Origin of the sequence: Psychrobacter vallis (assembly GCF_904846715.1) — a bacterium.
Classification (GTDB): Bacteria; Pseudomonadota; Gammaproteobacteria; order Pseudomonadales; family Moraxellaceae; genus Psychrobacter; species Psychrobacter vallis.
The window spans coordinates 79,751-95,011 of the sequence record NZ_CAJHBU010000004.1; the positions used below are offsets into that span (position 1 = coordinate 79,751).

22 protein-coding genes are annotated in these 15,261 nt (G+C 42.4%); 18 read left to right on the plus strand and 4 right to left on the minus strand.

Translation table 11 applies throughout. From position 1 onward, the window contains the following. Positions 1 to 95 precede the first annotated feature (95 nt). The 17 genes from JMY02_RS03925 (at position 96) to JMY02_RS04005 (ending at position 8,028) form a co-directional block, all read left to right on the plus strand. Entirely contained in the window at positions 96 to 821 is a 726-nt protein-coding gene (locus JMY02_RS03925) for a helix-turn-helix domain-containing protein (protein WP_201595378.1), read from the plus strand. A gap of 156 nt (positions 822 to 977) precedes the next feature. Further along, positions 978 to 1,175: a hypothetical protein gene (locus JMY02_RS03930; protein WP_201595380.1), complete on the plus strand. Its 198-nt coding sequence runs from the start codon at positions 978 to 980 to the stop codon at positions 1,173 to 1,175. A 446-nt stretch (positions 1,176 to 1,621) separates the two neighbouring features. Continuing rightward, positions 1,622 to 1,873, plus strand: coding sequence for a hypothetical protein (locus JMY02_RS03935; protein WP_201595382.1), 252 nt, complete (start codon positions 1,622 to 1,624; stop codon positions 1,871 to 1,873). A gap of 154 nt (positions 1,874 to 2,027) precedes the next feature. Continuing rightward, complete coding sequence (locus JMY02_RS03940; protein WP_201595384.1) at positions 2,028 to 2,198, plus strand: hypothetical protein; 171 nt, start codon at positions 2,028 to 2,030, stop codon at positions 2,196 to 2,198. 55 nt (positions 2,199 to 2,253) lie between these two features. Continuing rightward, positions 2,254 to 2,535, plus strand: a complete 282-nt coding sequence (locus JMY02_RS03945; protein ID WP_201595386.1) for a hypothetical protein — start codon at positions 2,254 to 2,256, stop codon at positions 2,533 to 2,535. Beyond that, a complete protein-coding gene (locus tag JMY02_RS03950; RefSeq protein ID WP_201595388.1) occupies positions 2,532 to 2,870 on the plus strand; it encodes a hypothetical protein in 339 nt (112 codons plus the stop codon). Before JMY02_RS03945 ends, JMY02_RS03950 begins: the two co-directional genes overlap by 4 nt. Beyond that, positions 2,863 to 3,051, plus strand: coding sequence for a hypothetical protein (locus JMY02_RS03955; protein WP_201595390.1), 189 nt, complete (start codon positions 2,863 to 2,865; stop codon positions 3,049 to 3,051). Before JMY02_RS03950 ends, JMY02_RS03955 begins: the two co-directional genes overlap by 8 nt. After that, positions 3,051 to 3,947, plus strand: a complete 897-nt coding sequence (locus tag JMY02_RS03960) for an ATP-binding protein (protein WP_201595392.1) — start codon at positions 3,051 to 3,053, stop codon at positions 3,945 to 3,947. The genes JMY02_RS03955 and JMY02_RS03960 overlap by 1 nt, the downstream gene beginning before the upstream one ends. A 20-nt stretch (positions 3,948 to 3,967) precedes the next feature. Continuing rightward, positions 3,968 to 4,522 (plus strand): HNH endonuclease, encoded by a 555-nt coding sequence (locus tag JMY02_RS03965; RefSeq protein WP_201595394.1) that lies wholly within the window; start codon positions 3,968 to 3,970, stop codon positions 4,520 to 4,522. Continuing rightward, positions 4,519 to 5,073 (plus strand): single-stranded DNA-binding protein, encoded by a 555-nt coding sequence (gene ssb, locus JMY02_RS03970; protein WP_201595396.1) that lies wholly within the window; start codon positions 4,519 to 4,521, stop codon positions 5,071 to 5,073. Before JMY02_RS03965 ends, ssb begins: the two co-directional genes overlap by 4 nt. Positions 5,074 to 5,082: 9 nt before the next feature. Beyond that, a complete protein-coding gene (locus JMY02_RS03975; protein WP_201595398.1) occupies positions 5,083 to 5,574 on the plus strand; it encodes a hypothetical protein in 492 nt (163 codons plus the stop codon). Between the two features lie 234 nt (positions 5,575 to 5,808). Then, a complete protein-coding gene (locus JMY02_RS03980; protein WP_201595400.1) occupies positions 5,809 to 6,132 on the plus strand; it encodes a hypothetical protein in 324 nt (107 codons plus the stop codon). Positions 6,133 to 6,141: 9 nt separating this feature from the next. Then, entirely contained in the window at positions 6,142 to 6,645 is a 504-nt protein-coding gene (locus JMY02_RS03985) for a hypothetical protein (RefSeq protein WP_201595402.1), read from the plus strand. Further along, positions 6,642 to 7,406: a 3'-5' exonuclease gene (locus JMY02_RS03990; protein WP_201595404.1), complete on the plus strand. Its 765-nt coding sequence runs from the start codon at positions 6,642 to 6,644 to the stop codon at positions 7,404 to 7,406. Before JMY02_RS03985 ends, JMY02_RS03990 begins: the two co-directional genes overlap by 4 nt. Further along, positions 7,399 to 7,677, plus strand: a complete 279-nt coding sequence (locus JMY02_RS03995; protein ID WP_201595406.1) for a hypothetical protein — start codon at positions 7,399 to 7,401, stop codon at positions 7,675 to 7,677. The genes JMY02_RS03990 and JMY02_RS03995 overlap by 8 nt, the downstream gene beginning before the upstream one ends. Next, positions 7,670 to 7,813 (plus strand): hypothetical protein, encoded by a 144-nt coding sequence (locus JMY02_RS04000; RefSeq protein WP_201595408.1) that lies wholly within the window; start codon positions 7,670 to 7,672, stop codon positions 7,811 to 7,813. Before JMY02_RS03995 ends, JMY02_RS04000 begins: the two co-directional genes overlap by 8 nt. Positions 7,814 to 7,827: 14 nt before the next feature. Then, positions 7,828 to 8,028 carry a hypothetical protein gene (locus JMY02_RS04005; RefSeq protein WP_201595410.1) on the plus strand — a complete coding sequence of 67 codons (201 nt, stop codon included), beginning with the start codon at positions 7,828 to 7,830 and terminating at the stop codon, positions 8,026 to 8,028. Positions 8,029 to 8,573: 545 nt separating this feature from the next. Here the strand turns inward: JMY02_RS04005 and JMY02_RS04010 are convergent. Continuing rightward, positions 8,574 to 9,806 (minus strand): NnrS family protein, encoded by a 1,233-nt coding sequence (locus tag JMY02_RS04010; RefSeq protein WP_201595411.1) that lies wholly within the window; start codon positions 9,804 to 9,806, stop codon positions 8,574 to 8,576. Between the two features lie 435 nt (positions 9,807 to 10,241). Continuing rightward, positions 10,242 to 10,625 (minus strand): DUF1971 domain-containing protein, encoded by a 384-nt coding sequence (locus JMY02_RS04015; protein ID WP_201595413.1) that lies wholly within the window; start codon positions 10,623 to 10,625, stop codon positions 10,242 to 10,244. Positions 10,626 to 10,861: 236 nt separating this feature from the next. Between JMY02_RS04015 and JMY02_RS04020 the strand changes: the two genes are divergently transcribed. Next, positions 10,862 to 12,340 carry an MFS transporter gene (locus tag JMY02_RS04020; RefSeq protein WP_201595415.1) on the plus strand — a complete coding sequence of 493 codons (1,479 nt, stop codon included), beginning with the start codon at positions 10,862 to 10,864 and terminating at the stop codon, positions 12,338 to 12,340. A 131-nt stretch (positions 12,341 to 12,471) separates the two neighbouring features. Here JMY02_RS04020 and narL read toward each other — a convergent pair whose 3' ends face one another. Together narL and JMY02_RS04030 are read right to left on the minus strand one after the other, a co-directional pair. Then, positions 12,472 to 13,137: a two-component system response regulator NarL gene (gene narL, locus JMY02_RS04025; RefSeq protein WP_201595417.1), complete on the minus strand. Its 666-nt coding sequence runs from the start codon at positions 13,135 to 13,137 to the stop codon at positions 12,472 to 12,474. 121 nt (positions 13,138 to 13,258) lie between these two features. Further along, the gene (locus JMY02_RS04030) at positions 13,259 to 15,214 is read right to left on the minus strand and encodes a histidine kinase (RefSeq protein WP_227678407.1); all 1,956 of its coding nucleotides are present in this window, start codon (positions 15,212 to 15,214) and stop codon (positions 13,259 to 13,261) included. Positions 15,215 to 15,261: the final 47 nt, after the last annotated feature.

Sequence of the window (15,261 nt, forward strand, 5' to 3'; positions counted from 1 at the left end):
TTGCCTTTATTTAGTCAATGATTAATACCGGTAGACCTGTTTGAGTAAGTATAGGAACACCTATAAAATACAAGAGATGTAAAATGGAGGGTTTTATGGAACTAAAAGACAGATTGAAGAAAGCCCGAAACTACGCTGGGCTTACTCAAAAAGAAATCGAAAGTCGAATCAAAGGACTTAAACAATCTAGTTATAGTGAATTAGAGAGGGGTGAAAGCAAGAGTTCCACCAAGTTGATAGATCTGGCAACATTATTCAAAGTTGATCCGGTGTGGCTAGCTACTGGTGACGGCGAGATGCTAACTAAACCCACTCCTTCTGAGTTAATGCAAAGAATAAGAGATATCGAGAATGGCGGCGCGAGAGATAGCAAGATTGCACCAAAAGGTACTGTAAACATACCTATGGCTGACAACTCAGACGAAGTACCTATTTTGAGCTGGGTAGCTGCTGGCAGTTGGTCTAACGTAGAAGCGGTTACTTTTGATGACGCTATAGGTAGAGTATCAAGACCAAAAAATCTATCAAAAAATGGTTTTGCTTTAATTGTACGAGGGCAAAGTATGATGCCGGAATTTAAACCAGAAGATATTATCTATGTTGAACCAATGGTAGGACTATTCAGCCTAAAAGATAGTGATCTAGTAGTAGTTCAATGCAACGACGACACGGAAGCTACGTTTAAGCAGTTGGTGCTTGGTGAGAAATTAAATGATATGTATTTGCGACCGCTCAATCCAGATTGGCACGAACAAAGAATGATGCCAATGGGTGACTGCAACTTAGTAGGTAAGGTGGTGGGTAAATATGTCGAATACTAATGATTGGTCTTATTTATGGGTGTGCCATTTTTTGAAGCACGCTAAACCAGTCAGCACTCTACCGGCTGGCTGGTGCGTTTACCGCGAAGCTTTAGATTGGGATTAGTTTTTACGCGTACACGCCAGCACGCTTGAGACTGGCTATTAAGGATTGATATGATTGAAGTAAAATTTATACCAAATATATATTATGCTCAATGCCCAATAGGAATAATGGCTTCATCGAATGAAGTGCAAGCTGATTTCACTGTTACTGTTGATGCTGTCGATTCCAACGCTGAGATGCAAAAGCAAGCGAAGGAGAAACTATTGACGTTTTTAGATTCTTTGATAACCGACTTAAGGGATTCTTAGCAACATTGGAAATATGGTTTTCCACTTCTTCGATGGTTAGCTTATTTCTCTTGTTGTCGATAAGAAGGTAAGCAAGAGCGATCATTACTGATAACTTAAAAATATTGTCCATAACACACCTTTAACAATTAATTTCACATTACTTTATCACCAAACCGCCCTCGTTGGCGGTTTTTTATTGCCTAAAATAAAGGTATGTAGGTATTTATTTATACATTTACCTTTATTTACCTATATTGAACTTGACATACAATATCGGCATACCTATAATTAACCACATAGAAACGGCAAACGCCTTGCGAGCAATCGCTAAAACTATTTAAAAACTTTGAATACATAGAACCATCTTGAAGCGCGTTCAACCAGATTGGGCGCAGGAATGGATGGCTATCGTAAGTGATGTAAATCGCATTGCTTACCATAGTCATTAAATAAGGATAAGAGGTATGAAATTAATACACATAGTGCATGTTCAAAAATTCAACAAGCGCCATATGCCTGAGCAATTGCATTACGTAGGAACCGTAAGAGAGTTAGCCAAAAAGCTAGTCGGTTATCAGCAAAGAGGTGATTTTGAGACTGTGCAAGAGCTGCTAGGTCATTTACGCAAAAGCGATGTCGATAAGGATTTTGACTTGGTGCATAGCTATGAAGTTAAAGCAGAAAGCGCTGTGATGCGAAGTCAGATTAGTGGTTGAACAAGAAGTTATTACAACATAGCCGATTGCTCGCAGTCGTCTATCTCGTAACAACTTTTGCAAGGCTAGGGGTTGCTCCCGAATGACAGCTATTTACACCCTTATGCTGTCACTGCCTTGCTCCTTTTTACCTCAATCAAATAAGGAGCCAATCTTGGTAAATAAAGCAGAACCATTAAGCCGACGCGACCAATTAGCGGCCTCGATTATGCAAGGCATTATCACTGCTAATGCTGGCAAGCGTGTAGGTAGCTATGAAATGGCAGAAACAGCAGTTAAGCATGCCGACGCTTTAATCAAAGCTCTTAGCAAAATTCAGGCATAAAAAAACCCAATCAGCAACGAACTGATCGGGATACTTCTTACAACGGAGATTCATTATGACACGCTACTTAAAGCAAATCAATATTCAGCTGGCAAGTAAGCTCGCAATATCCGCCCTTCTCGCCAGCGCAGTAGTCGCAACTGGTGCCAATGCGTTAGCAACCGGCATCGAAGCGCAAGACCAGGTGCATTTAGAGCACAAGGTTTATCTCGATGAAAACAGCAGTCGTGACCATGACGACGATATGAGCTGGGAAGAGTACGAGGCTAGCCAGCAGGCTAAGACGGCAGCTCATGCAAATTCAGTGATAGCGAAAGCGTATGGGAGGCAACTATGAGTACCAAGTACAAGGTAATGACCGACGCCGAGCTTATCGATGAAGGTCTTGATTGCGATGTTGATAGCCTGGCTTATGAATTGGCTGTCACGCTAGACGCTTTACCGATTAAGCATGGCGATATTCAAGCCAGCGACGATAAGCCATGTGGCGGTTGCGAAGACCTCCAGCGCGAGATAAATAGTCTTGAATGGGATGTGTCTCAGTTGCAAAACGATATCGATAATTTAGATATGGATCGTTTGATTGCTGGCGTGAAAGCAGCTAAGCAGGCAGTTAAGTCAGCCCACAATCGCGTTAACTTTATCTTAGGGTTGGGAGGCGATAATGAGTGACCACCAACAGCAGCAAGCCGGTTTTGAATGGCGAGATCAGGAAGAAGAACGCTGGCACGCTGAGAATATCAGTGGCGATCTTCAGCTTAGTATGAGCGAGCTTGCAACAGCTCAACCAATTATCGACCAGATGTTAGAGCAGTTTGATAGCGTGTTTGGTCAAAGCAAGGAGAGTATCTGATGCAGTTTATTAAAGCAGAACGTAAAAAATCCAAGCTACGCTTAGCGATAGCAGGTGTAAGTGGTAGTGGTAAGACCACTGCTGCATTGCAGATAGCCAAAGGTCTTGGCGGAAAGGTGGCTGTGATTGATACTGAAAATGGTTCATCCAGCTTGTACTCAGACCGTTTTGATTTTGATGTGTTAGAGCTTGAGGCACCCTATACGCCTGAACGATTCATCCAAGCGATTGAAGTCGCAGAAAACGCAGGTTATGACACAGTTATCATCGATAGCATGTCGCATGAGTGGATTGGCTCTGGTGGTTGCTTGGAGATAAACGATACGTTAGCTAAAACCAAGTTTAAAGGCAACTCATTTGGTGCATGGGGCGAGGTTGGCACAAGGCATCGCGGTTTCTTAGAGAAAATTGTCACTAGCAAAATTCATATAATTGCTACGGTCAGAATGAAGTCTGAGTACGTCCAAGAAGGTAAAAAGGTGTTCAAGGTTGGCATGAAGTACGAAATGCGAGATAACTTTGAGTACGAATTTACCACTGTTTTTGACTTATCGCACGAAGGTCATTACGCAGTTGTTAGTAAAGACAGAACATCAATCTTTGATGACTGCCCTTTTCTTATAGCGCCTGAGACTGGTGCCAAGCTAGATAGTTGGCTTAATAGCGGTAAAAATTACTATATGTCTGACGAGCAGGTTGCAGAGTTAAATCGCTTAGTAGGCGCCCTTCCTTCTGAAACTCAGCTAAAGATACATAGCAAGTACCCCAATTTTGCAGAAGAACCGGATGCAAGATTTGATGAGATAGAAGCCGGTCTTAAAGGAATGATTGAAAAAATGGTTATCGCTAGACAGCAGCAATCTGATATTCAAGAAAACCAACAACAAACGGCGTAAGCCATAAAAGGAGCGCTGTTATGCGTGGAGTTAATAAAGTGATAATCGACGAAACGGACTGGGATGAGTTTGATATGTACTTATCAGGCATGTCGATACCAGAGGTAAGCGAACGTACAGAAATACCTTTATCAACACTACGTTTTCGCTTTAAAAAAGCAGGAATACTGAGAAGCCGTGCAGATGGAGTTAGAGGCGCGGCTGATAAGGGTAGATTATCTAGCAACAAAGGCGTTAGTCGTGAATTTACCCAAGAATGGTGTGACAACTTATCTAAAGCGAAACTAGCTTCTGGTGAAAAAAACAGTACCGGGATAGACACCTCTAAAGGTTATCCAAGATTTACGCGTGGTAAGAACAAGGGTGTTTTCGTTCATAAGTTTGTAATGGAAACATGGTTAGGCCGCAAGTTAGTTGATGGTGAATGCGTGCATCACATTGACGGTAGTAGAACAAATAACGATATAAATAACCTTTGCTTAATGACGCTTTCAGGTCATGCAAAATTGCACAGACTGCAAGATGAGCTTGAAGGCAAACAAAGACAACGTAACGAAAATGGAGAGTTTTTATGAGAGGCGTTAATCGAGTAATCATCATTGGCAACCTTGGCGCTGATCCTGAAGCGCGCCAATTCGATGGTGGCGGTAGCGTCACCAATATCTCAGTAGCAACTTCTGAGCAATGGACCGATAAAAACTCGGGTGAGAAGCGCGAAGCCACGGAATGGCATAGGGTGAGTTTGTTCAATCGCCTTGGTGAAGTTGCAGCGCAGTACCTTCGCAAAGGCAGCAAGGTGTATATCGAAGGTAGTTTGCGTACTCGTAAGTATCAAGATCCGCAAGGTCAAGACCGTTATGTTACTGAGATTCGTGCTGATCAAATGCAGATGCTAGATGGTGCTGGCGATAACAACCAGCAAGGTGGTTATAGCAAACCAGCGCAACAAGGCTATCAGAACAACCAACAGCAGAATAATCAGCAGCAAGGCTATCAGAACAACATGAGCAATCAAGGTCGCCCAGCTCAGCAGAATCAGCAAGGCGACAATCAGCAGCAGAACAACGGTCACATGCCAGCCAACAACCACCCACCCTTAGATGACGACTCAGACATACCGTTCTAGGAGATAATCATGATTAATTGCCAATACTGTAAAAACTCCAAGCCGACGGATGACTTTTATCAGTCATCTATCCGCAAGGACGGAAAGAATGGTAGCTGCAAAGAATGTGTACGCGCCAAAGTAAGAGCCAATCGAGCTAAGAATATCGATCATTACTTAGAGTTTGATCGTAAACGTGCCAACAATCCTGACCGTGTGCAAGCGCGTAAGGATTATCAGCTTACTGAACGCGGACAACAAAAGGCAAGCGCTGCCAAACGCGCTTACGCTGAGCGCAATCCATTGATACGCCAAGCACACAATGCAGTTAATAACGCCTTACGTGACGGCAAGCTAGCAAGAGCGTCTTGTTGCGAGACTTGCCAAAGCGAGGCTGAACTACACGGTCATCACTGCGACTACAACAAGCCGCTGGATGTTATGTGGCTGTGCGATCCGTGTCATAAAGCTTGGCATAAAGACAACACGCCTATTTATTGTGACGAGCTAAAGCTGGCTTGACGGTCAGTTTTAACTTTTTGGAATAACCAGTTTGGCAGCAGCACAGGCCTGTAGGTCAAAACACCGACCACTCCCTAGAATGCTTTAGAGATATGAGGACTGCTAACTATCTCTCGACATACCGTAATAGTAAGAGGCAGACAAGCCGAAAGCGAATCTCGTATGTGAGTAAATTCTAAATCCGACTAGCAGCCGTAAGTTGCTACCTATTTAACTTACAACGGAATGAATACCATGGGAATTAATATCAAAAACGAAAGTCAGCAGCTTATCAATAATTTTAACGAAGTGACCAGTGACGACAAAAACAAAGCAATGGTCGTTATATCAACGGATGTTGATAGTGGGCAGCTATTGTTGGCATGTGCTGGTACTGGATCAATGATATTGGACGTACAAGCCAGCGCGCTGGTGCAGTCCTTTAGTTACCTGGTAAGAAACGGTACTCTTAAACAGCCATACCTAGCTGTGGTTGAGCTACTGGCTGAGCTGAATAAAAACCTTATGGATGCCGCCAAAGAAGCACCTATTAACCCTCACTCGGATAGCAAGCATTAGGAGCTACCAATGGCAAAGATTAAGAATCGCTCCAGCCGTAAGAAGGCGCAAGCAAAAATCGATAATAAAAAGCAGCAGGAAAACAGATGGTACGACGGATATATGTTTATTCCGTTCGACCAGTCGCTTGATGAACACCAAATAAGAAATAAGTGTGAATTTTTTGGTGAAATGGATGATAGCAAAGTCATAAACGAGGTTTTTAACTTGCCTCATATCTACAAAACAACGGCGCACGTTTTTGACAGAGGCACGGGCAAGGCAGTTGCAACCGTAAACAGCACTGAGATAAGCGAGCGCAAAACAGTACCAGAAATGGCGCAGCTTGCATTTGATGAAGCGCGTGAAGGTGAAACCAAGCTCAATCTAAAATCATCTTACGCGATACTGAGAGCGCGAAAGCTGACAGAGCGAGATAAGTTAGCAATCAAAGCCGAACGACTGCTAGAGCGTAAATCATCAGCATTTGCTGTACTAAATTATAGCGCAATGATTAAAGGATTAAGCCAATGAACACACCAGCAATGATCATAGATTTTGAAGCGACTGACGTTAGCAAGGAAGCTGAAGCGACGCAGCTTGGGTATCGCAATGTATTTTTTGATGAACGCGGTATGTTATGGGGCGACCCATTACCCTTGGACCGTGAAGCACCTTATAGTAACTACGTGTTTTGTAAGCCTGATAGAGCTATTAGTTATGGCGCTATGGCTGTCAGTCATATATTGCCAGTAGATGTGCATAACGAACTTAGCCATACAGAGGTTGCTGACCTACTACTGCCAAAAGGTGAAGCTTACATCATAGGTCATAACGTGGATTATGACATTCAGGTTGCTGCTAACGCTGGTGTTAATGTTAGTCAGTACAAGCGAATTTGTACGCAAGCAATGGCGAGAAGCTTAATGCCCGATATGGATAGCCACTCATTAGGCGCACTCACTTATTTTATCCATATCAATCGTGGTCGCAACCACCTACGCAATACTCATAACGCTGGTTATGACGTGACGTTCACGCTTTGGTTGCTAGAGCACTTATGCGAGCTTGGTAATATCACCAGCATGGAGCAGTTATATCTTGCCAGCGAGGAAGCTCGCATACCTAAGATTATGCCGATTGGTGAGGAGCAGGGGCATAAAGGCAAGCTTATCGCTGATATGGCTAGAAATACGAATGATCGTGGATTCTTGCGCTGGGTAGTTAAGACTATTAAGAATAGACCTTACTTGGTGCAAGCTTGTGAGAAGGCGCTGGAGGTGAAAGGTGGATAAAAGCCTCGTTGAACAGCTAGCCTTTGCCAGCGGCCTTGAACATAAGCAGCTTGAGGATGGTTCGATGGGGTTTCGCCCGTACATTCATGATTTTGCTAACGCTATCGAGGCTGAGGTTTACCGAGATATTGAGCTGCATCAAAGAAAAGACTGGCAAGACATCATGGCCTTACGGTTAAAAGTAACTGAACAAGCCAGCGAGATGGTTAACTTGCGCAGACTGATTGGTGGTGCGCGTGACATATTAAATAAGGAGATTCTTGATGGGTGATGCTAATTGTCCTGAGTGTGGTGGTGGGTTTACTTGTGAAGATTTAGTTATGGATGGTGAGATCGTAACTGCCACTTGCCGAGAATGCCAAACTGAATTTGATGTTGAAGCAAGTGTTTCTTTTAATATGGCTTAGATGGAGAATAAATCATGACAGGCATTTATTACACAACACAGCAAATCATGGATATATTTTGCTTTGGAAGTAATACCGCATTGCAAAGGGCGATTAACGAAGGGTTTTTACCTGAGCCTGACTTGCAAGGTCGTCCTAATAAGTGGCTCAAAGTTAAGATTGATGACATAGTGGCAGAGCTAAACGATTACCAAAAAGAGGGAGTTTGGACCTAACAGTTAGGATTCTAACTTACCACCAAAAACCTTAATGACGGTATCAATGACGGTATCAGCCAACGATATATTAACTAAAACTATAAATATCAATGGCTTATATTATCAATTTGGTATCTGGTGGGCGCACCAATCATTGTATTTAGACCTCACCTCTCAATTCCTCACAAGCCCTTATATACATGCCTATTTTTTTCTTTCTTGATTACTTGTTAGTAACTCTATGAGGTTCGCTCTTAAAACACAAAAAAGCCTTTCAAGCTTTATTCATATCCTAAAAGGCTTTTCCAATCACGAAATTTTATATAGGTGAGCGTTTCAAAGTTGGGGTTTGAATATTCACGAATAGACACTGCTGATCGCTAAAACTGTTTCAGACAAGGCACAAGTCGACGATAATGTTAGTAACTTAGCGAGGCTTGCAACACAGTATGGGGCGGTTTTAGCATCAGCCTGAAAAGACAGGACTCTTTTTTGCCACTTCATTGTTAAAAACAGCCTCTGTCAGTGCCATGGTTGAATATCAAACACACCCTAGTATTAACTTAGCCAAATAGTTTGTCAGGTCTGGGCTTTGACAATATAGGAATGTAAGTAGTACAGAATAAGGCAAAGCATAGTATCCATGAGGTTTGCGCTATCATTAGCCAAATTAAATAATAGTCCATAGCGATAAGTGGCATAATTACTCGGAATACGAACACCCCAATCATCAAAATGAACATCACTGGCACTGACTTTGATGGCTGATGAATACTACGACCAGTATGACCTAAAGAGACGCGATCCATCATAGATAAAGTCATCATGCCGATGCCTGATAATGCTAGAGCATGTACAGCAATACTATGACTGAACCCAAACCAAGGCTGTAAGGTAAACAGGATAAAACTGCTACACATTCCCAAAAATGCTAAATATAGTGACCATAATAGTGGTTTTTTCCAAATACCATGATGATACCAGCCTAATAAACGAACGCCATTCACTAAAGCCACACTAAGCGCGCTGATGCTCAACAAGTATTTATCAGGATAAAAAATATCGCTAATCATAAAGATTAGAAAAGTAACTAAACTTAAGATATCAAGAGTTTTGCTGTTTTTAACTTTTATGGGTTCTGCATTAGCAGAGCTGATGCCACGCTCAATAAAGAACGGCACTACACGACGACCAATAGTAAGCACAAGCGCTATGATGAGATAAAGCCCTAAATAAATACCGACACGTACATAGTTCATGTCCCCGCTATAAATTCCCCAGTAGCATAGGCCATTGCCTACAGTTAACAGTCCTAACTTAGAAATAATACCCATTTGCTTGTATTGTTTGACAGCCAACACGGCTTTAGTTATGACCCAAGTCATCGATACCATAAAAGCTAAGTCCCCTACTGCTGCCAACGCTAGCCAAAGATTTGAGCTACCCACACCCATTCCAACTAGCGCCCAGCCTATGCGAGCAAATCCCCAACATAGAAATATACCCAGTAGCCGATAGCCATACGGCATCATCATTCCTGTCCAAGTCTTGACCGCAGTCAATAAAAATCCAGCAATGACTGCTATCGTATAGCCATACAGCATCTCATGACCGTGCCAATACAGCGGATTGATAGCATTAACGTCGATATCAGTCTTACCTGTAAACACGAATACCCATAGCAGCATTGTTAGTACTGCAAAGACGCCAGCTGCACTAAAAAATAGACGAAAAGCAAGATTCAAAATAGCATGAGGTGAGGATGGTCGGTCTGCAGGTAATTGAATTTGGAGCATAGCAAGCGCCTTATGACAGGGTAAATTATAGATATCTGTTAACTATTTTTATTTCAAAGATAGCGCTTACCATGAACTTAAAGAGCTACCTAACATTATCAGTGAGTATATAAGGCCAACTACTTACTGACTACAACCTCAAAGACCTGAATAATAGTCTGATTTGGCTAAGTTTCACATTATGGTTGAACACAAAATAGGCTTGATCAAGTTGTTCAAAATTGTCGCCAATAAATATCGCAATCGTCGTCAGTGCTATGATCTTAGAATGAAGATGTTTGCTGGTGTTGTTAATTTCGAACTTAGTCTATGACTTTTGCAAGAGGCCTATTGGAGACTGTTGTATTCGAGTTAAGAAGCTAGACCTAACAGGGTTAACTTCAAAGGTCAGTACACAACCATTCGTACTATATGTACGCTTAAATTAAATAACTACTACTCGATTGGTTTATCAAACAGTTTTGCAATAGGTTTGCTATGAATAGTAGAGCTATTAAACATAGACTTATTACCTGTATCCCCTTCTGTCCAAAAGTTGATATTGAACTGGGCATCATCACTCAACTCCACACGGTGCCAATATTGAGGCGGGCTGACAGCAAACTGTCCTGCTTTGATCACGATGGTTTTTTCTGGCTCAGTAGCGGCCTCATTAGCAAAGCCATAAAAGGTGACCATGCCTTGCATGACGCAAATTTGGCCAAACACACCTTCTGCCGTGTTGTGATGGGTCAATAATGCTTTGGGAACTTTGTCCTTGGTAAAAAAATGAGTAGAACGTTTTATTTTCCAGTGACTTGGGATTATTGATTGACTCATGGTATTTCCTTAGCTAATTATATTCGTTCATTTTAGTCTTCGACTTAAGAGTGTCTTGCGACTCTCCTGCAACTATAAGTATCAATCAATATATCAAATTGAGTCTACTTTTTAATCCTCATTAAGTAGTATGTAAAACAGGATCTATACTGCTTTCGCCTAATAGTAGCGTCTCCTACTTGTTGCTACATTGTCTCCATTTAAACTAGCCAGTTTTATGGTGGAGGACACTTGTCATGCATGCAAAAGAGCTACTTGAGGTTGAACGTCGTGATATAAGAGCACTTCACTACACGTGGATTGCTTTTTTTCTTACCTTTTATGTCTGGTTCAATATGGCACCGCTCGCAACGTCGATGCTACAGACGGAAAGCTATTTAACCCCTGATCATATCAAATTATTTTTAATTGCCAACGTTGCCTTGACGATTCCTGGTCGTGTGGTGGTAGGAATGGCATTAGACCGTTTTGGCCCTCGACGCGTGTTTTCCATACTCATGGTGGTGATGGCGATACCGACGTGGTTTTTCGCTTTCGGTAACTCCGCCATGCAGCTATTCGTCGCGCGGTTGTTTATGTCTATCGTTGGTGCAGGTTTTGTGGTCGGTATACATATGACCGCATTGTGGTTTAAGCCCAAAGACATCGGCTTTGCCGAAGGGTTTTATGCTGGCTGGGGCAACTTTGGCTCCGCCGCCGCAGCAATTACCATCCCCACCGTTGCGCTACAGTTTTTTGGTGGTGAAGATGGGTGGCGTTGGGCCATTGCATTATCTGGCTTACTCATGGCCGCATATGGCGTTGCCTATTGGTTTTTGATAACCGATGGCCCTACAGAAGATACTCATAAAAAAGCCCGTAAGGCAGGCGCCTTAGAGGTGTCAAGTTGGCGAGATCTTTTACTATATTGCCTGTTTATCATTCCTTTATATGGCGTATTAGGCGTATTGGTTTACCGCACTCAAAACATGGGATTTCTGAGTGAGACAGGTGCGTGGGCTTTTTATATTCTGATCGCTGTTGTGGTTATCTACCAAATTTATAAGGCCATTAGCGTCAACGTGCCCATGCTCAAAGCGGGTATTCCTGAAGACGACAAATACCCCTTTACCTCTGTGGCTGCCCTCAATGTCACTTATTTCGCTAACTTTGGGGCAGAGCTGGCCGTGGTCTCCATGTTACCGATGTTTTTTGCGGCAACATGGAAGCTTGATCCTACCGTAGCAGGTCTCGTGGCTTCGACGTTTGCTTTTGTTAATTTATGGGCACGACCATTGGGCGGCTATATCTCTGACCGCGTTGGTAATCGCCGTTTGGTTATGTTGGTATATATGTTTGGCATTGGTATCGGCTTTGGGCTGATGGGGTTACTGAATGCAGAGTGGCCATTATTTATCGCTGTGGTTTTCACCATTCTATGCTCAGTGTTTGTGCAAGGAGCAGAAGGCGCAACTTTCGGTATTATTCCGTCAATTAAGCGACGCCTAACGGGACAAATATCTGGTATGGCAGGGGCTTACGGTAATGTTGGAGCGGTATTTTACCTGTTTATATTTACTTTGGTTGAACCAAGCCAGTTCTTCTTTATTATTGCTGTCGGTGCCTTTATTGCTTGGATACTTTGTTTCTTCTGGCTAAAAGAACCTGAAGGTGCTTTTGATGACGAATACAAAATGTCATCGGTAGATCGACAGATTGCCGCCGAAGAAGGTTAATCTGATTACCTTATACAAAAAAACCACCCAGCTTAGAGGCTAGGTGGTTTTTTGGCATAGATAGAGGTATATCGTTGCAAGTACGGACATTACCTAAAAGACCAATCTTTTATAACTGCTGGCTGGGTCATCTATGATTGCTTAGACAAATGATTCACTGTCCATACCGCCGCTTCTACCCGTGTGCGCAGCCCTGTTTTATTGAGAATGTGCTTAACATGAACCTTGACGGTGGATTCTGCGATATTCAATTTATTGGCAATCATTTTGTTACTGAGTCCTTCAGCAATCATTTGAATCACCTGTAGTTCTCTACTCGTTAGATTGCCTGCAATATCCTCAATACTGGGTGTACGCAACGTTTGTGCCAATATCGATGCAAGATTGGGACTGATGACCAGCTCTCCTCGCAACACTTTTCGAATATCAACGATAATTAACTCAGGTTCCATGTCCTTTAATAAGTAGCCATCGACGCCCAACTTTAAGGCCTCTTGTACATCTTCACCGCTGTCAGAAACCGTGAACAGGACGGTCTTGATATTGATATTTCTTGCTTTGATTTCTCTTAATGTTTCGATACCAGTGAGTACTGGCATTTTATGGTCAAGTATCACCAAATCCACTTCATTTTTTTCTAAAAAGGTCAATGCTTCTTGACCATTGCTGGCTTCACCAACGACTTTGACATCGCTCTCAAGACTTAATAGTTCAAATATACCGCGGCGTAGCATAGGATGGTCGTCCACCAATAACAACCGAGCAGGAGAAGTGCTGGTATAAACTTTAGTACTCATAACATACTCACAAATTAAAAAATGGTGTAAAAATTTCATTATTCAAAATCAGACCACAACACACTTAAAAATAACAAGCCAATCATCCAAAATTATTGTTTTGTTAGGGGCTGTATAGAATTCACAAATAAGCATCTTTGTTGCTATCTTCATCAAAAAATTTGGGTTCAAATCTGACCGTGATGATGGTGCCTCGCGGTTGATTTTCAGTCACGATTAGCTCGCCACCGATGTTATGAGCGCGCTCATTCATAATCATTAAACCGTGGTGCTGTGTTTGATCGACACTACCTGACATGCCGATACCATCATCAATGATGCTCATAGCGATGTGCTTATCGTCCTCTTCATAACCGAGATGAATCTCTACGTGTTGTGCTTGGGCATGGCGGCTGATATTTGACAGGGCTTCTCTGGCAATTTGAATCAAATCTATCTGTTCAGTGGCACTCAGATTGAGCGTCATAATGTGATTGTGTACCGCCATATCAAAGTTACCCTTCAAGGCAAACTCGCTGGCGGCGTCATGTAATGCTTCATCAAAACTGTCGGTATCAATAGTCAGGCGAAAAGTGACCAATAAATCTCTTAACTGCTGATAAGCTGATCCCAGTCCCGTTTTTATCTGCTCAATATTTTGATAGATAGGCGCTTGTACTGGCTCGCTGCCAGCATTTTTAAGATGCCTTTCTAAAACACTCACTTGGATTTTTAGATAAGACAACGACTGCGCTAAAGAGTCATGCAATTCTCTAGCAATGGTCGAGCGCTCTTCGAGCAAAATAAGCTGATGCTCTTGCTGTCTTTGCTTGCGCAGCGATAGTGCGGCACTGATTAAATTGGTCAATGCAACGATTAATTCGTTGTTTTGTGCATCTAATTCCGTACTCAAAAACAGAAAAGCACTTTCCTCTTCTGTCATTTTAATGCGCTGTGATGGCGATATGTCACTCTTGTTATCGGATATAAAAGAGCTACTCATCGCTAGGGCTGACTTCGGTCTGACGCGCAACTCACCAAATTCTTCTTGTTGATGGCTAATAGGATAAGACTTGGTGAGCTCACCATTTTTGGTTACACAGTTATCGCAATTGAGCTTTTTGCATAGCTCTTTCATTTTTTCGCCATGAAGAACGATGGCGTTTTTTTGGGTGATATATTTATTCTGTATACACAGCGTAAATTCTAAATGTGGAAAGGTTTTGCTGAAATCGGCAATCAACGCATCGAGCCGATATAAGCTCACTTGATTGGTAGTGATAGATTTTGAAAAGTCATAAAACAGTGACAGTACTTGATTGGCTTTTACCAAATGCTGGGTTTTTATCTGTACCTCATTTTCAAGCGAGCGCTGAGAAGTCTCAATCGTACTCGCCATTTCATTAAAAGAGCTGCCAAGCGTCTCAAACTCTCTATAACCGGTAATAAATACTCTGGTGTCGCACTTGCCTTCCTTAAATCGATTATTGGCTTTAATCAGTTGCTGAATAGGCATTAGTACCGATTGATGTAATCTACGCATGCCAATGAGCATAATAATGATGGTTAGTATCAATGAGAGCATTTGCAAATTTTGCTGCCATGTCTGCCGCTGCTCATTTCTGTACTGTAGGTCACCAACAAAGCGATTTACATCTTCGATATACTGCGCTGAGACGCCATAAAATCCTTGCTTGTCTTGTGCTAATAACGCAGGCTTTAGGTCGCGAAACCACTGGGATTTGATTTGACTCAGCTCATGGTTAATAAGTGTATGTCTATTGGCACTCGTTAGCTGATACGCCTGTAACTCTTCAAGCCGGCTTTCCATGTCTTCAATAAGAATATCTACTTTTTCAGCGGTGTCTTTATCAGAAAAGTCTAATCTGTCTTGTTGTCCTGCCTGCTTGTCACTTTGATTCTCTAAACCACTCTGTTTAATACTGAGGTTTGAGCTAAAAGGATCATCTGCCTCAAAATCAGTCGCTATCTGAAGGCTAATACGATATGTCGCCATTCGAATCGAGCCTGCAATATTAATCGCTTCGGCATCTGATTTTGCTATCCAAGCGAGTACCCCACTACCAACCGCTGACACAAAACATAAAACAAAGATTATGAGAATCGTAATCAAAGCATGAAGGA

Bases quoted from the DNA above. Each gene is read 5' to 3' on its own strand.
- JMY02_RS04010 (WP_201595411.1), bottom strand. From the start codon at position 9,806: ATGCTCCAAATTCAATTACCTGCAGACCGACCATCCTCACCTCATGCT.
- JMY02_RS04000 (WP_201595408.1), top strand. From the start codon at position 7,670: ATGGGTGATGCTAATTGTCCTGAGTGTGGTGGTGGGTTTACTTGTGAA.
- JMY02_RS03955 (WP_201595390.1), top strand. From the start codon at position 2,863: ATGAGTGACCACCAACAGCAGCAAGCCGGTTTTGAATGGCGAGATCAG.
- JMY02_RS03945 (WP_201595386.1), top strand. From the start codon at position 2,254: ATGACACGCTACTTAAAGCAAATCAATATTCAGCTGGCAAGTAAGCTC.
- JMY02_RS03935 (WP_201595382.1), top strand. From the start codon at position 1,622: ATGAAATTAATACACATAGTGCATGTTCAAAAATTCAACAAGCGCCAT.
- narL (WP_201595417.1), bottom strand. From the start codon at position 13,137: ATGAGTACTAAAGTTTATACCAGCACTTCTCCTGCTCGGTTGTTATTG.
- JMY02_RS04015 (WP_201595413.1), bottom strand. From the start codon at position 10,625: ATGAGTCAATCAATAATCCCAAGTCACTGGAAAATAAAACGTTCTACT.
- JMY02_RS03975 (WP_201595398.1), top strand. From the start codon at position 5,083: ATGATTAATTGCCAATACTGTAAAAACTCCAAGCCGACGGATGACTTT.
- JMY02_RS03980 (WP_201595400.1), top strand. From the start codon at position 5,809: ATGGGAATTAATATCAAAAACGAAAGTCAGCAGCTTATCAATAATTTT.
- JMY02_RS03960 (WP_201595392.1), top strand. From the start codon at position 3,051: ATGCAGTTTATTAAAGCAGAACGTAAAAAATCCAAGCTACGCTTAGCG.
- ssb (WP_201595396.1), top strand. From the start codon at position 4,519: ATGAGAGGCGTTAATCGAGTAATCATCATTGGCAACCTTGGCGCTGAT.
- JMY02_RS03990 (WP_201595404.1), top strand. From the start codon at position 6,642: ATGAACACACCAGCAATGATCATAGATTTTGAAGCGACTGACGTTAGC.
- JMY02_RS03930 (WP_201595380.1), top strand. From the start codon at position 978: ATGATTGAAGTAAAATTTATACCAAATATATATTATGCTCAATGCCCA.
- JMY02_RS03950 (WP_201595388.1), top strand. From the start codon at position 2,532: ATGAGTACCAAGTACAAGGTAATGACCGACGCCGAGCTTATCGATGAA.
- JMY02_RS03985 (WP_201595402.1), top strand. From the start codon at position 6,142: ATGGCAAAGATTAAGAATCGCTCCAGCCGTAAGAAGGCGCAAGCAAAA.
- JMY02_RS03925 (WP_201595378.1), top strand. From the start codon at position 96: ATGGAACTAAAAGACAGATTGAAGAAAGCCCGAAACTACGCTGGGCTT.
- JMY02_RS03965 (WP_201595394.1), top strand. From the start codon at position 3,968: ATGCGTGGAGTTAATAAAGTGATAATCGACGAAACGGACTGGGATGAG.
- JMY02_RS04020 (WP_201595415.1), top strand. From the start codon at position 10,862: ATGCATGCAAAAGAGCTACTTGAGGTTGAACGTCGTGATATAAGAGCA.
- JMY02_RS04005 (WP_201595410.1), top strand. From the start codon at position 7,828: ATGACAGGCATTTATTACACAACACAGCAAATCATGGATATATTTTGC.